The organism is Klenkia sp. PcliD-1-E (assembly GCF_024124375.1).
Lineage (GTDB): Bacteria > Actinomycetota > Actinomycetes > Mycobacteriales > Geodermatophilaceae > Klenkia.
In genome coordinates this window covers 1-14,560 of the sequence record NZ_JAMXRZ010000101.1, presented here as the reverse complement: position 1 = coordinate 14,560, position 14,560 = coordinate 1, and the positions used below count along the sequence as shown (strand labels likewise).

The window sequence follows — 14,560 nt, the reverse complement described above, 5'->3', positions numbered from 1 at the left end:
CACGGGGGGCGGGCCGGCCGGCGCGCGGCCCCGGCGCCGGGCCACCGGCGCCCTGCGGCTGGTGGCCGGTCTGCTGTCGGTCGTCCTGCTCGGCACCAGCGGCTGGGGCTGGTACCTCGGCCGGGTCGTTGAGGCCAGCGTCAACCGCACCGACGCCATCCCGGCCGACGGGAACGTCGACGGCGCCGGGGTCGACGGCCGCGCAGTGAACCTGCTGCTCGTCGGCAACGACAGCCGGGCCAGCGCCACCCCCGAGGAGCTCGCGGAGCTGGGCACCGAGGCCAACGCCGGCACCAACACCGACACCATGATCCTGGTGCACATCCCCGCCGACGGGTCCTCGGCGTCCTTCGTCTCCTTCCCCCGGGACTCCTACGTCGACATCCCCGGGCACGGGCAGGACAAGCTCAACGCCGCCTACGCCTACGGCATGGCCGACGCCCCGGACGGCGCCACCGACAGCGAGAAGCAGGCCGCGGGCGCGCAGCTGCTGATCCAGACCATCAGCCAGCTCACCGGCCTGGCCGTCGACCACTACGCCGAGGTGGACCTCCTGGGGTTCTTCAACCTGTCCTCGGTGATCGGCGGCGTCGAGGTCAACCTCTGCAACGCCGTCCAGGACTCCTACTCCGGCATCGACCTGCCCGCGGGCATCTCGACCATCGAGGGCACCCAGGCCCTGGCCTTCGTCCGGCAGCGCCACGGCCTGCCCCGCGGTGACTTCGACCGCATCATCCGCCAGCAGTACTTCATCGCGGCCATGATCAGGAAGATGCTGTCCGAGAACGTGCTGCTCGACCTGGGCAAGCAGCGCCAGCTCGTCGAGGCGGCTGCGAACTCGCTCACCGTCGACCGCACCCTGGACCTGTTCGAGCTCGCTGCGCAGATGCAGTCGGTGACCACCGGCGGCATCGACTTCCAGACCATCCCCTACGTGGGCGACAGCACCGACGACCAGGGGCGCTACATCCTGCAGCTGCAGGACGAGGACACCCTGCACGCCTTCTTCGCGAACCTGTCCTCCGACCCCACCCCGGCGACCAGTGCGCCGGCCACCACCGAGGCGCCGGCGACGGTCGACCCGTCGGAGGTGTCTGTCGCGGTGTACAACGGCTCGGGGACCAGCGGGGTGGCCGCGTCCGCCGCGGCCGACCTCACCGCCGCCGGGTTCACCGTGGCCAGCACCGGGAACGCTGACTCGGCCGCCTACACCGCCACCGAGATCCGCTACGCCGCCGGCGACGAGGCACTCGCGGCCACGCTCGCCGCGCAGATCCCCGGGGCGACCATGGCCCAGGTGGACGACGTCACCGAGGGGACCGTGCAGCTGGTCATCGGGTCGGACTTCAACGGCATCGGCGAGGCGCTGTCGGCGCCGGCCGTGACCACCCCGGAGACCGAGGGCGAGGACGCCCGCACCGCGGCCGACACCTCCTGCGTGAACTAGCGCGGCGGATGCCGCCCGCTCAGACCGGGAGCCGGCGGAAGATCCCCCGCGGCAGGTGGCGCAGACCGCTCATGACCAGGCGCATGGCGCTCGGGACCCACACGGTGTGCCGGCCCGCCCGCACGCCGGAGACGATGGCGTCGGCGACGGCCTCAGGCGTGGTGGCCAGCGGCGCCGCCGCGAGGCCCTCGGTCATCTTCGACCGCACGAAGCCGGGGCGGACGACGAGGACGGACACGCCCGTGCCGACGAGGGCGTCGGCCAGGCCGGAGTAGAAGGCGTCCAGCCCGGCCTTGGTCGACCCGTACACGAAGTTGGACGCGCGGGGCCGCTCACCGGCCACCGACGACAGCGCGACCAGGACCCCGTGGCCCTGCTCGCGCATCCGCCCCGCCAGCTCGGTGCCCACGACCGCGGGGGCCACGAAGTTGACCTGGCCGAGCCGGGCCACGGCGGCGCCGTCGCGGCGGAGCTCGTCGGCGTCCCCGAGCTGCCCGAAGGCGACGAGGGCGACGTCGACGTCCCCCTGCGCGGTCGCCTCGGCGACCATCCGGGCCGGCGACGCGGGGTCCTCCGCGTCGAAGTCCACGACCTGCACCTGCGCGCCGGCGGCGGCGAGGTCGTCGGCGACCTCGCTGCGGCGGGGCGTGTCGCGCGCGGCGAGGACCACGCGCAGCGGCCGCTCGGCGAGGTACCGCTTCGCGGTCGCGACGGCGATGTCCGAGGTGCCGCCCACCAGGAGCAGCGAGCTGGGGGAACCCAGGGCGTCGATCACAGCGAGAGCCTCCTGGCCAGGTCGGAGGTGAAGACGCCCTCGGGGTCCACCCGCCGGCGCACCGCCCGGAAGTCGTCGAGCCGGTCGTACATGTGCTCGAAGGTCTCCGGGCGCACGCGGGAGTCCTTGGCCAGGTAGATCCGGCCCTCGGCCGAGACCACCAGCTGGTCCAGCTGGTCGAGCAGGGTGGCCAGACCGTTCTGCACCGGAATGTCCAGGGCCAGCGTCCAGCCCGGCGAGGGGTAGGACAGCATGCCCGGGTTGCCCGGGCCGAAGCGCTTGAGCACGGCCAGGAAGGAGGCGGTGCCCGACGACGAGATGCGCTCCAGCGCCTCGCGCATGGCCGCCTCGGCGCCGAAGGGCACGGTGAACTGGTACTGCACGAACCCCCGCGGGCCGTAGATGCGGTTCCAGGCGCCCACGCCGTCCAGCGGGTGGAAGAACGTCGGGATGCTCTGCAGCTGACCCCGCTTGCGCGCCGGCGCCTTGCGGTACCAGAGCTCGTTGAACGCACCGACGGTGAGCCGGTTGAGCAGCCCCGGCGGGAAGAGGTCGGGGGCGGACAGCTTGACCGAACCGTGGTAGGCCAGCGGGTCCGCCCGCCGCTTCGCCGGCAGCTCGTCGCGGGTGGCGAACCGGCCGCGGGTGACCACCGACCGGCCCATCCGGGCGCCCTTGGCGGCGCAGTCGATCCACGCCACGGAGTACTCGTACAGGTGGTCGGTCTCGGCGAGCAGGGTCATCAGCGCGTCGAGGTTCGGCGTGCGGTCGGTGTCGACCGAGCAGCGCGACGTCCCGATCGCCTTGAGCTGGACCCGAGCGCGGAGAATGACCCCGGTCAGCCCCATGCCGCCGGCGGTGGCCCAGAACAGGTCCGGGTCCTCGGTGGGCGACACCCGGCGGACCTCACCGTCGGCGGTGAGCAGGTCGATCCAGTGCACGTGCTGGCTGAAGCTGCCCGCGACGTGGTGGTTCTTGCCGTGGATGTCGGCGGCGATGGCCCCGCCGACGGTGACGTACCGGGTCCCGGCGGTGACCGGCACGAAGAACCCCTGCGGCACGAACCGGTTCATCAGCTCGTCCAGCGAGATGCCGGCCTCGACGTCGACCAGGCCCGTCTCCACGTCGGCGTGCAGCACCCGGTCGGCGGCGGTCATGTCGAGCACGTCGCCGCCGGCGTTCTGCGCGGCGTCCCCGTAGCTGCGGGCCAGGCCGCGGGCGAGCACGCCGCGGCCGGACCGGCCCGCCAGCACCGCCCTCGCTTCGTCCTCGGAGCGCACGGGCGAGAGCACCGCACGGGTCGGCGCCGTGCGGCCCCAGCCGCTGAGCGGGACGGTCTCGACGGTGCTCACGTGAACACCCCCACCCCGACGGTCAGCACCCACAGGGTGCCCAGCACGAGCAGGACACGGTCACCCAAGACGATCTCCTCCGGGGCGCCCGCGGCGCCCTTGTCGACGTCCCTCGCGTACCGGAGCACGGCGAGGACGAACGGGGCGATCGAGATGGTCGCCCACGGCACGGTGGTCTGCGACCTGGCCATCTCGAAGGCCCACAGGCTGTAGGCGGTCACGGTCACGCCGGCGGACAGGCTCCACACGAAGCGCAGGTAGCTCGCCGAGTACTCCTGCAGGGTCTTGCGCGTGGCGGCGGCGTCCCCGACCAGGATCAGCTCGGAGTAGCGCTTGCCAGCCACCATGAACAGCGAGCCGAAGGCGGTCACCAGGAGGAACCACTGGGACAGGAAGAGCCCGGCCGCGACGCCGCCGGCGATGCCGCGCAGCAGGAACCCCGACGCCACGACGGCCAGGTCGATGACCGGCTGGTTCTTCAGGAACAGGCAGTAGGCGAGCTGGATGACCACGTAGCTGCCGAGGACCCCGGCCAGCGCCGGGCGGGTCAGCACGACGGCGGCGGTGATCGCCACCGCGAACAGCACCACCGCCAAGCCGACGGCGACGGGCCGGGGCACCAGCCCGGCGGCGATCGGCCGGAACCGCTTGCGCGGGTGCCGGCGGTCCTCCTCGACGTCGATCGAGTCGTTGACCAGGTAGACGCCGGACGCGCAGAGGCAGAACAGCACGAACGCCACGGCCGTCGGCCCGAGGACGTCGGCCCGGAACACGGCACCGGCGGCGAGCGGCGCCGCGAGCACCAGCACGTTCTTGACCCACTGCCGCGGGCGGAGCGACCGCACGTAGCCCCACGGCACCGAGCCCCGGGCGCCGGGGGTGCGCGGCGGCGGGGGGACCCGCCGGGGCTGTGCCGACGGGCCGGACGTCGTGGTCCGGTCGAACTCGATGCTCATCGGCGGGCCTCCCTGCGCCGTCGTGCGGTCCGCCGGGTCGCGGCTGCCACCCCGCCGCCGAGGACGGCGCCGGCGAGGACGTCGGTCGGGTAGTGCACGCCCAGCAGGACGCGCGAGACCAGCATCGCCGCGGTGACCGCGGCCATCGGCGGTGCGCCCACCAGGGGCGCGAACCCCACGGCCGCGGCCGCGGTCGAGCAGCTGTGCGCGCTGGGGAAGGACAGCCGGCTCGGCGTGCCGACCAGCGGCGGGACGTCGGGCAGGCTGGGCCGGGGCCGGCGGACGACGCGCTTGACCAGCACCCCGGCGGCGTGCGCGGCGACGACCCCGACCACCGCGTCGCCCCAGTCGGCCCGCCGGCGACCCGTGGCCCAGCCCAGGGAGCCGGCCGCGATCCAGCCGATGGCGTGCTCGCCGAAGTGGGACATGCCCTGGGCGAGGGGGACGGCGGGGGTGCCGCCGAGACGGCGTCGGGTGCTGCGGAGCACGGCGTGGTCGAGTCGGACCAGCACCGCCCGCGGGTCGGCGGTCATCGGGGACCGACTGTAGCCCGCCGGGGTGTCCTCCTGGGCGCCCCGAGGGAGATGCCGGTCGCCGGGCTGCCACCCTGGCCCCATGCCACCCGCGCGCCCCGCCACTCCCCCGGACCTGCTGGCCGAGGTCCTGCGGCGGGACGCCGCCGCGCCGCTGGTCACCCAGTACGACGACGCCACCGGCGAGCGGGTGGAGCTGTCCGGCACGACGGTGGCCAACTGGGTGGCCAAGACCGCGAACCTGCTGCAGGACGAGTTCGACGTCGGCCCCGGCAGCCGGGTGGCCGTGGCGCTCCCGGTGCACTGGCAGACCGCCGCCGTCCTGCTGGCCGTGTGGTCCTGCGGTGCGGTCGTGGTCGACACGGCGGCCGAGGACGACGGCGGGCTGGCCGACGTCGACGTCGTCCTGGCCGCCCAGGACCGGGTGACCGCCATCGAGGAGCAGGGCGTCGACGAGCTGCTCGGCCTGTCCCTGCACCCCCTCGGCCTGGGCATGACCGGCTACACCGGCGCGGCCCGGGACTTCGCGCTGGAGGTGCGGGCCCACGGCGACCACTTCACCCCCTACGAACCCGTCGACCCCGCTGCCCCCGGGCTGCAGCTCCCCGGCCTGGAGCTCACCCTCGGTGGCCTCGTCGAGGCCGCGGACGAGCTGGCCGCGCGCCTGGGTCTGCGCGCCGGGGACCGCGTGCTCGTCGACGATCCGGCCGCGGCCGAGGCCGGGCCCGTCGTGTGGCTCCTCGCGCCGCTGGCCGTCGGCGGGTCCCTGGTGCTCTGCCGCAACGCCGCTCCCGACCAGCAGAACCGTCGGGCGGCCACCGAGGGCGTCACCGCTACCCTCGGCCTCGGGCTCGACGGGATCCGCGAGCTGGGCCGCCCCGCCTCGAGCTGATCCGCCCAGCGATCCGACGGATGGTGGTCGCTGCATGGACAAGGTCGTCGCCAGTGCTGCCGAGGCGGTGGCCGACATCGGCTCCGGCTCGTCGCTGGCCGTGGGCGGTTTCGGGTTGTGCGGGGTGCCGATCAAGCTGATCGACGCCCTGCTGGCGCAGGGCGCGGACCGGTTGACCACGATCAGCAACAACTGCGGCGTGGACGACGCGGCGCTGGGGGTGCTGCTCTACGCCGGGCGTATCACCCGCACCATCTCCTCCTTCGTCGGCGGCAACAAGGAGCTGGCCCGCCTCTACCTGTCCGGGCAGCTGGAGGTCGAGCTCACCCCGCAGGGCACCCTCGCGGAGCGGCTGCGCGCCGGGGGCTGCGGCATCCCCGCCTTCTACACCCCCACCGGGGTCGGCACGATGGTCGCCGACGGCGGCATCCCGGTCCGCTACGACGCCGACGGCAACGTCACCGTGACCTCCGCCCCGAAGGAGATCCGCGAGTTCGACGGCCGCCAGTACGTCCTGGAGACCGCGCTGACCGCCGACTTCGGCCTCGTGCGCGCCGCGAAGGGCGACCGGCACGGCAACCTCGTCTTCCACGAGTCCGCCCGCAACTTCAACCCCCTGGCCGGCATGGCCGGGCGGGTCACCATCGCCGAGGTCGAGGAGCTGGTCGAGCCCGGGGAGATCCTGCCCGAGGCCGTGCACCTGCCCGGGGTCTTCGTGCAGCGCGTGGTCGAGGTCGGTTCCGAGGGCAAGGAGATCGAGAAGCGCACCACCCGCCCCCGCCCCACCGGCGCGAAGGAGAACTGACGATGGCGCTCAACCGTGACCAGCTCGCCGCCCGCGTCGCCGCCGACCTGACCGACGGCTCCTACGTCAACCTGGGCATCGGTATGCCCACCCTGGTGCCCAACTTCATCCCCGAGGGCGTGCACGTGGTGCTGCAGTCGGAGAACGGCATCCTCGGCGTGGGGCCCTACCCCTTCGAGGGCGAGGAGGACCCCGACCTGATCAACGCCGGCAAGGAGACTGTCACCCTGCAGCCCGGGGCGTCGTTCTTCGACTCCTCGTTGTCGTTCGGGATGATCCGCGGCCACCACATCGACGTCGCCGTCCTGGGTGCCATGCAGGTCAACCCCCGCGGCGACCTGGCCAACTGGCTCATCCCCGGCAAGATGGTCAACGGCATGGGCGGGGCGATGGACCTCGTCCACGGCGCCCGCCGCGTCGTGCTCATGATGGAGCACACCGCCCGCGACGGGTCGCACAAGCTCGTCGCCGAGTGCACCCTGCCGCTGACCGGCAAGGCGTGCGTGGACCGCATCGTCACCGACCTGGCCGTCGTCGACGTCGTCGCCGGGCAGGGCTTCGTGCTGCGCGAGACCGCGCCCGGCGTCACCGCCGACGAGGTCGTCGCCGCCACCGGCGCACCCCTGGCCGTCGCCGACGACGTCCACGAGATGCGGCTGCCGGTCAACACCTGAGGGCGCGGGGGCCGCCGGCGGCGGCCCCCGCCGCGTCAGCGCAGGAGGTTGCGGGCGATCACCATGCGCTGGATCTGGTTGGTGCCCTCGTAGATCTGGGTGATCTTGGCGTCGCGCATCATCCGCTCGACCGGGAAGTCCTGCGTGTACCCGGCCCCGCCGAACAGCTGGACGGCGTCCGTGGTCACCTGCATCGCGACGTCCGAGGCGAACGCCTTCGACGACGCGGAGATCATCGTGAGGTCCGGGCCGCCGGTCTCGCCGCGGGCGGCGGCGACGTAGACCAGGTGCCGGGCGGCCTCGATCTTCATGGCCATGTCGGCGAGCATGAACTGCACGCCCTGGAAGTCCGAGGTGCTCTTCCCGAACTGCTTGCGGTCCTTGGTGTAGGCGATCGCGGCGTCCAGCGCGCCCTGCGCGACGCCGACGGCCTGCGCGCCGATGGTCGGCCGGGTGAAGTCCAGGGTCTTCAGGGCGGTCTTGAAGCCGGTGCCGGGCTCACCGACGATGCGGTCGGCCGGGATGGTGCAGTCGGTGAAGTGCAGCTCGCAGGTGGGCGACCCCTTGATGCCCATCTTGCGTTCCTTGGCGCCGACCTCGAAGCCGGGGTCGTCGCGGTGCACGACGAACGCGGAGATGCCGTTGGCGCCATTGTCGGGGTCGGTGACGGCCATGACCGTGTACCACTCGCTGACGCCGGCGTTGGTGATCCACGCCTTCGCGCCGTTGAGCACCCACGAGTCGCCGTCCAGGCGCGCCCGGGTCTTCATGGCGGCGGCGTCGGAGCCGGCCTCGCGCTCGGACAGGCCGTAGCTGATCATCGCCTCGCCCGAGGCGATCGAGGGCAGCACCTTCTGCTTGAGCTCCTCGGACGCGGACAGGATGACCGGCACTGACCCGAGCTTGTTCACCGCGGGGATCAGGGAGGCCGAGACGTCGACCCGCGCGACCTCCTCGATGACGATGCAGGTGGCGACGGCGTCGGCACCCTCGCCGCCGTACTGCTCCTCGATGTGGGTGGCGTGGAACCCGGCCGCGGTCAGCGCCTTCTGCGCCTCGATCGGGTACCGCGAGTCGGCGTCGCACTCGGCGGCGTAGGGGGCGATCTCGCGCTCGGCGATCTCGCGGACCGCCTCGCGGATCGCGTCGTGCTCCTCGGTCAGTGCGTACAGCCCGCCGGCGACGTTACCCACGGGTAGAGGTTAGTCCGGGTTCACTCCGCGGTCGAAGCCAACCGCTGCTGCAGCTGCGCGTCGCGGGCGACCACCGAGTCGGCGAGGTCGGCCTGGAACTGCGCGACCCGCGCCCGCAGGGCGTCGTCGGACGCCGCGAGGATGCGCACGGCGAGCAGGCCCGCGTTGCGGCCCCCGCCGATGGAGACGGTCGCGACCGGGACGCCGGCGGGCATCTGCACGATCGAGAGCAGGCTGTCCAGGCCGTCGAGGCGGTCCAGCGGACGCGGCACGCCGATCACCGGCAGCGGGCTGGCCGCGGCGATCATCCCCGGCAGGTGCGCCGCTCCCCCGGCCCCGGCGACGACGACGCGCAGCCCCCGGCCGGCCGCGGCCTCGGCCCAGTCGAGCATCCGGCGTGGGGTGCGGTGCGCGGAGAGGACGTGGGCCTCCCAGCCGACCCCGAACTCGTCCAGCGCCTGCGCAGCCGGCTCCATCGTGGGCCAGTCGGAGTCGCTGCCCATCACGATGCCGACCAGCGGTGCCGCCATCAGTGCTCCTCCTCGAAGGCGAAGGCCGGGTCCACGACGCCGTCGGCGAGGTACCGGGCGGCGGCGACCGCACGGGCCCGGACCTCCTCGAGCTCCGTGCCGCGGGCGGTGACGTGGCCGAGCTTGCGGCCGCGGCGCTGACCCTTGCCGTACCAGTGCAGCTTGACGTCGGGCCAGTGCGCCATGAAGTGGTGGATGCGCTCGTCGAGACCCGGTCCGGCCCAGTCGTCGGCTGCGGCGTCCCCGCCGAGCACGTTGGCCATGACCACGAACGGCGCGGTCATCGCGGTCGAGCCCAGCGGGTAGTCCAGCACCGCCCGCAGGTGCTGCTCGAACTGGCTGGTCACTGCACCGTCGATGGTCCAGTGGCCGGAGTTGTGCGGCCGCATCGCCAGCTCGTTCACCAGGATGCCGTCGGCGGTCTCGAACAGCTCGACGGCGAGCATGCCGACGACGCCGAGCCGGTCGGCGATCCGCACGGCGAGCTCCTGGGCCGCCGTCGCGAGCTCGTCGGCCAGACCGGGAGCCGGTACGAGGGCCTCGTTGCACACGCCGTCGCGCTGCACGGTCTCCACCACCGGGTAGACGGCGACCTGGCCGAAGGGCGAGCGGGCGACCTGGGCAGCCAGCTCACGGACCATGTCCACCCGCTGCTCCGCCAGCAGCGTGCCGTGCTCGGCGACCAGCTCCGCCGCCGCGGACTCGTCGGGGACGACGAAGACCCCCTTGCCGTCGTACCCGCCGCGCGGGGTCTTGAGGACGACGGGCCAGCCGTGCCGGTCGGCGAATACGGACACGTCGGCGGCGGTGTCGACCTGCGCCCAGGCCGGCTGCGGCTCCCCCGCCTCGGCCAGGGCCCGGCGGAGGACCAGCTTGTCCTGCGCGTGCACCAGTGCATCCGGGCCCGGGGCCACCCGGTGGCCAGCGGCCTGCAGCGCGTGCAGGTGCTCGGTGGGCACGTGCTCGTGGTCGAAGGTGACCACCGAGGCGCCCTCGGCGAAGGCGGTGAGCGCGTCGAGGTCGGTGTGCGCGCCGAGGCGGACGTCGCCGGCGACCAGCGCGGCGGACTCGGCCGGGTCGGCCGCCAGCACCCGCAGCGACTGACCCAGGGCGACGGCGGCCTGGTGGGTCATCCGCGACAGCTGGCCACCCCCGACCATCGCGACGACGGGGGTGCCGGTCCGGGGGTCGAGAGGCGCAGCCATGGTGCCGCCACGGTATCGGCCCGACCTGCCGGCCGATCACAGACTTCGTCCGTACAGTGCCGCGCCGTGGCCGTCCTGGACTCGTTCCTCCGCCGGACCGGGCTCACCTGGCGCCTGCTGGTCAAGGAGCTCAGCGCCTTCGGCGTCGTGGGTGCGGCGTGCTTCGTGCTCGACCTCGGGGTGTTCCAGCTGCTGTACGCCCACGCCGGCGTCGGGGCCGTGACGGCGAAGTTCGTGTCGACCGTGCTGGCGACGACAGTCGCCTACGTCGCCCACCGCTACTGGTCGTTCAGCCACCGGACGCGGACGGGCGTGCGTCGGGAGTACCTGCTCTTCCTGGGGATCAACGGCGCGACGCTCCTGCTGGGGCTCGTGGTCGTGGCGGTGGCCCGCTACCCGTTGGGCCAGGAGGGCACCCTCGTGCTGCAGATCGCGAACGTCGGGTCGATCGCCCTGGGCACCGTGGTGCGCTGGTTCGCCTACCGCCGGTGGGTCTTCCCCGCCACGACCGGCGACGTCGTACCCGCGTGAGCGCCTCCCCGCGGGCAGCTCAAGCCCGGGTGCTCCGGCGCCGATGGGGTTGTGTGCAACGCAACGGCGGCGACACCCCGCGTCGGATAACGACACGTGGCGAAAACCGTGGCACGCTGTCCCTGACTCAGAGCAAGCTGCCGATCACGCAGAGCTCTTCCGCGCCTGGACCGCACCGCCGCCGTCCTGGCCGCCGATCCACGACGGGGTGACTTCGATGTTCGCAGGACGTCCACGTGCGCGTGCCCGGGTCGGCCTCGGTGCCGCCGCCCTGGCGCTGTGCGCCGGGTGCGGCTCCGCCGACCGACCGACGGACCCCGCCGCGGCGGCGACGTCCTCGGCCGTGGCCGCGACGTCCTCCGCCGCTGCCGCACTGTCCTCCGCGGCCCAGGCGTCCCCGGGGGCCTACGGCACGCCGGTGGACCCCGGGCTCCCCAACCCCACCTCCGTGGCGACGGACAGCCCGGCGCCGGCCCCGACCGGCGCGACGGTCGACGTCGTCGTCACGTACGCGGACTGGGACGCCACCACCGCCTCGATCGAGGCGGGGGCCTTCGTGCAGGGGATCGTCGAGTCCGGGGGGACCTGCACGGTCACCGCGTCGCGACCGGGGGCGGCGGCGGTGACCGCCTCCGTGCCGGGTGAGCCCGATGCCGGTTCGACGACGTGCCCCGGTCTGCTGCTCAGCGGCGGCGGACTGGGGTCCGGCTCGTGGTCGGTGGTCGTGGACTACTCCTCGGCGACCGCGCAAGGCCGGTCGACCGCCACGACGGTGGTCGTCCCGTGATGCGCACCCTCGCCCGGATCACGACGGTCCTCGCCCTGGTCGCCTCGGCCCTGCTGCTGCCCACCACCGGCCCGGAGCCCACCGACGCCGCCCGGGCCGCGGACCTGAGCTACTTCGACCCCGGCAACATCATCGCCGACGCGGTGTTCTTCGACTCCCTGGCCGTCGACGTCCCCACCGTGCAGGCGTTCCTGAACGCCAAGGGTGCCTCCTGCGTCGCCGGTGAGCAGCCCTGCCTGAAGGACTACCGGCAGACGACGGCGACCCAGGCGGGGGATGCCTACTGCTCCACCTACACCGGGGCCGCGGACGAGACCGCGGCGGCGATCATCGTCAAGGTCGGCCAGGCCTGCGGCATCAACCCGCGGGTGCTGATCGTGCTCCTGCAGAAGGAGCAGGGCCTGGTCACCGGCACCCGTCCGGCCACCATCCGGTACACCAAGGCCACCGGGTTCGCCTGCCCGGACACCGCGGCCTGCAACCCGGAGTTCTCGGGCTTCGCCAGCCAGGTCTACTTCGCCGCCCGGCAGTTCCAGCGCTACGCGGCCAACGTGGCGGGCAGCTACCGGGCCGGCCGGAACAACACCGTCCTCTACAACCCGAACAGCGCGTGCGGGTCCTCCCAGGTCTACATCCAGAACAAGGCGACGGCCGGGTTGTACAGCTACACCCCCTACCAGCCGAACGCGGCCGCGCTGGCCGCCGGGTACGGCACCGGGGACAGCTGCTCCTCCTACGGCAACCGCAACTTCTGGAACTACTTCACCGACTGGTTCGGCTCCACGCAGTCCGCCGGCGGCTCGGCCATCCTGGACCGCTACACCGCTGCGGGTGGCCCCTCCGGCGCGCTGGGTGCCACCACGTCAGCCATCGGCTGCGGGATCCGCGACGGCGGTTGCTACCAGCACTACGCCCGGGGGTCCATCTACTGGTCCCCCGCCACCGGCGCGCGCGCCCTGACCGGCTCGGTGGAGACCCGCTACGGGCAGCTCGGCTGGGAGAACGGCGGCCTCGGGTTCCCGACGATGGACACGTGGTGCGGCCTGACCGGCGGTGCCTGCTTCCAGGAGTTCCAGGGCGGGTCGCTGTACGCCGCGGGGCCGGCGGCGACGGCCTTCCTGGTCCGGGGCGGCATCCGCGACAAGTGGGGCACCACCGGCTGGGAGACGGGCTACCTCGGCCTGCCCACCTCGGACGAGAACTGCGGACTGCGCAACGGCGGCTGCTTCTCCGCCTTCCAGAACGGCTTGGTGTACTACACGCCGGCCACCGGCGCCGTGGTCGTCCGGTCCGCGGTCGTGGCCGGCTGGGCCCGGCTCGGCTTCGAGAACGGGCTGCTGGGCTACCCCACGGCCGACACCGTGTGCGGTCTGGCGGCGGGCGGCTGCAGCCAGGAGTTCCAGGGCGGCGCGCTGTTCACCTCATCGTCGACCGCGCCGCAGTTCGTCCGCGGCGGGATCCGGGAGGCCTGGCAGGCCTCGGGCGGCGTCACCGGGCCGTTGGCCTACCCGACCGGCGACGAGAACTGCGGACTGCGCTCGGGCGGGTGCTTCCAGACCTTCACGGGGGGCTCGGTCTACTGGTCCCCCTCGACCGGCGCCCAGGTGGTCCGGGACCCCGTGTACAGCCGGTGGGCCGGCCTCGGGTGGGAGAGCGGACCGTTGGGCTACCCGACCAACAGCACCTTCTGCGGCCTGCGGGACGGTGGCTGCGGTCAGCACTTCGAGCGTGGCTCGCTCTACTGGAGCACCGCGTCCGGGGCCCGGCTGGTCCGCGGCGCCATCCGGGACGCGTGGGCCGCGAGCGGCTGGGAGACCGGTCCCCTGGGCTACCCGACGAGCGACGAGAACTGCGGGCTCGCCGCCGGTGGGTGCTTCGAGACGTTCACCGGCGGGTCGGTGTACTGGACCCCGGGCACCGGGGCCCGTCTGGTCACCGGGCAGCTGCTGACGGCGTGGGCTGCCGGCGGCTACGAGACCGGACGCCTCGGCTACCCGGTGGAGAACCAGCGGACCGCCTCCACCGGCGTGGTCACCCAGCGGTTCCAGGGCGGCACGCTGACCTACGACCCCCAGTCGGGGGCGGTGACCGGCGGCTGACGTCGGCTGCCCGGCCGGCCCTGCGGGAGCGGATGGACGGCCCGGTGTCAGCCGGCCAGGCGTGACCCGTCGCGGCCCGCGCGGATCTCGATGCGGCTCGGGATGCGGGTGCGCAGCTCCTCGACGTGGCTGACCACCCCGACGGTGCGCCCCCCGCGGCGCAGGTCGTCGAGGACCACCATCACCGCGTCGAGGGCGAGCACGTCGAGGGAGCCGAAGCCCTCGTCGACGAAGAGGGTGTCGATCTGCACCCCCCCGGACTCGGCGGTGACCACGTCGGCCAGGCCGAGCGCCAGGGCGAGGGAGGCCATGAAGCTCTCCCCGCCGGACAGGGTCTTGGTGGGGCGCTGCCGACCGGTGTGCTCGTCGAGCACCTCCAGCCCCAACCCGCCGCGCGCACCGTGCCGACCGGCGACGTCGGTGTGCCGGAAGGTGTACCGGCCTCCCGACATCTCCTGCAGGCGGGTGCTGGCCAACTCGGCGACCTGCTCGAGGCGGGCAGCCAGCACGAAGGACTGCAGACGCATGCGCAGCACGTTGCTCCCGCGCCCGTTGACCAGGTCGGCCAGCGAACCGACGTGCTCGGCCGCGGCACGCCGCTCGTCGAGCTCGACGAGGGCGGCGGTCAGCTCCCCGCCCAGGCGGTCGAGCTCCCGCACGCACCGGTCGGCGGAGGCGGCAGCAGCCACGGCCGACTCCCGCGCCGAGGCCGCGGTGGCGGCGGCCGCCTCGAGGCCGGGGACGTCGGGGCGCGCCTGGGTGGCGATGAGTTCGCCATCGC

At 73.6% G+C, this 14,560-nt stretch carries 15 protein-coding genes; 7 read left to right on the top strand and 8 right to left on the bottom strand.

Annotated features, from left to right (window positions below):
• On the top strand, positions 1-1,447 hold a 1,447-nt coding region (locus NH342_RS17480), incomplete at its 5' end, for an LCP family protein (protein ID WP_374209483.1).
• A 19-nt stretch (positions 1,448-1,466) separates the two neighbouring features.
• On the opposite strand, the gene NH342_RS17475 is transcribed toward NH342_RS17480, so the two are convergent.
• The 4 genes from NH342_RS17475 to NH342_RS17460 are packed head-to-tail and all read right to left on the bottom strand — an operon-like array spanning position 1,467 to position 5,063.
• Positions 1,467-2,222 (bottom strand): decaprenylphospho-beta-D-erythro-pentofuranosid-2-ulose 2-reductase, encoded by a 756-nt coding sequence (locus NH342_RS17475; protein WP_253016658.1) that lies wholly within the window; start codon positions 2,220-2,222, stop codon positions 1,467-1,469.
• Entirely contained in the window at positions 2,219-3,574 is a 1,356-nt protein-coding gene (locus NH342_RS24335; protein ID WP_253016656.1) for an FAD-binding oxidoreductase, read from the bottom strand. The genes NH342_RS17475 and NH342_RS24335 overlap by 4 nt, the downstream gene beginning before the upstream one ends.
• On the bottom strand, positions 3,571-4,530 hold the full coding sequence (locus NH342_RS17465; protein WP_253016654.1) for a decaprenyl-phosphate phosphoribosyltransferase: 960 nt from the start codon (positions 4,528-4,530) through the stop codon (positions 3,571-3,573). Before NH342_RS17465 ends, NH342_RS24335 begins: the two co-directional genes overlap by 4 nt.
• Positions 4,527-5,063 (bottom strand): phosphatase PAP2 family protein, encoded by a 537-nt coding sequence (locus NH342_RS17460; RefSeq protein ID WP_253016652.1) that lies wholly within the window; start codon positions 5,061-5,063, stop codon positions 4,527-4,529. Before NH342_RS17460 ends, NH342_RS17465 begins: the two co-directional genes overlap by 4 nt.
• Before the next feature lie 82 nt (positions 5,064-5,145).
• On the opposite strand from NH342_RS17460, the gene NH342_RS17455 reads away from it, so the two are divergent.
• Genes NH342_RS17455 through NH342_RS17445 form a run of 3 tightly spaced genes read left to right on the top strand, consistent with a single transcriptional unit; the run spans position 5,146 to position 7,434 of the window.
• Positions 5,146-5,955, top strand: a complete 810-nt coding sequence (locus NH342_RS17455; protein ID WP_253016650.1) for a TIGR03089 family protein — start codon at positions 5,146-5,148, stop codon at positions 5,953-5,955.
• A gap of 34 nt (positions 5,956-5,989) precedes the next feature.
• On the top strand, positions 5,990-6,760 hold the full coding sequence (locus NH342_RS17450; protein WP_253016648.1) for a CoA transferase subunit A: 771 nt from the start codon (positions 5,990-5,992) through the stop codon (positions 6,758-6,760).
• Between the two features lie 2 nt (positions 6,761-6,762).
• Positions 6,763-7,434: a CoA transferase subunit B gene (locus NH342_RS17445; RefSeq protein WP_253016646.1), complete on the top strand. Its 672-nt coding sequence runs from the start codon at positions 6,763-6,765 to the stop codon at positions 7,432-7,434.
• A gap of 35 nt (positions 7,435-7,469) precedes the next feature.
• On the opposite strand, the gene NH342_RS17440 is transcribed toward NH342_RS17445, so the two are convergent.
• From NH342_RS17440 to NH342_RS17430, 3 genes are read right to left on the bottom strand one after another with little or no spacing between them, the layout of a single operon-like run.
• Entirely contained in the window at positions 7,470-8,627 is a 1,158-nt protein-coding gene (locus NH342_RS17440; RefSeq protein WP_253016644.1) for an acyl-CoA dehydrogenase family protein, read from the bottom strand.
• 20 nt (positions 8,628-8,647) lie between these two features.
• Positions 8,648-9,157 (bottom strand): 5-(carboxyamino)imidazole ribonucleotide mutase, encoded by a 510-nt coding sequence (purE, locus tag NH342_RS17435; RefSeq protein WP_253016642.1) that lies wholly within the window; start codon positions 9,155-9,157, stop codon positions 8,648-8,650.
• On the bottom strand, positions 9,157-10,362 hold the full coding sequence (locus tag NH342_RS17430; protein ID WP_253016640.1) for a 5-(carboxyamino)imidazole ribonucleotide synthase: 1,206 nt from the start codon (positions 10,360-10,362) through the stop codon (positions 9,157-9,159). The genes purE and NH342_RS17430 overlap by 1 nt, the downstream gene beginning before the upstream one ends.
• Before the next feature lie 66 nt (positions 10,363-10,428).
• Between NH342_RS17430 and NH342_RS17425 the strand changes: the two genes are divergently transcribed.
• The 3 genes from NH342_RS17425 (at position 10,429) to NH342_RS17415 (ending at position 13,779) form a co-directional block, all read left to right on the top strand.
• Positions 10,429-10,893 (top strand): GtrA family protein, encoded by a 465-nt coding sequence (locus NH342_RS17425; protein ID WP_253016638.1) that lies wholly within the window; start codon positions 10,429-10,431, stop codon positions 10,891-10,893.
• Between the two features lie 217 nt (positions 10,894-11,110).
• Positions 11,111-11,680 (top strand): hypothetical protein, encoded by a 570-nt coding sequence (locus NH342_RS17420; RefSeq protein WP_253016636.1) that lies wholly within the window; start codon positions 11,111-11,113, stop codon positions 11,678-11,680.
• On the top strand, positions 11,680-13,779 hold the full coding sequence (locus tag NH342_RS17415; protein WP_253016660.1) for an LGFP repeat-containing protein: 2,100 nt from the start codon (positions 11,680-11,682) through the stop codon (positions 13,777-13,779). The genes NH342_RS17420 and NH342_RS17415 overlap by 1 nt, the downstream gene beginning before the upstream one ends.
• A gap of 47 nt (positions 13,780-13,826) precedes the next feature.
• Here the strand turns inward: NH342_RS17415 and NH342_RS17410 are convergent.
• Positions 13,827-14,560 (bottom strand): SbcC/MukB-like Walker B domain-containing protein (locus tag NH342_RS17410; protein WP_305884942.1); only part of this gene is annotated, 734 nt, incomplete at its 5' end.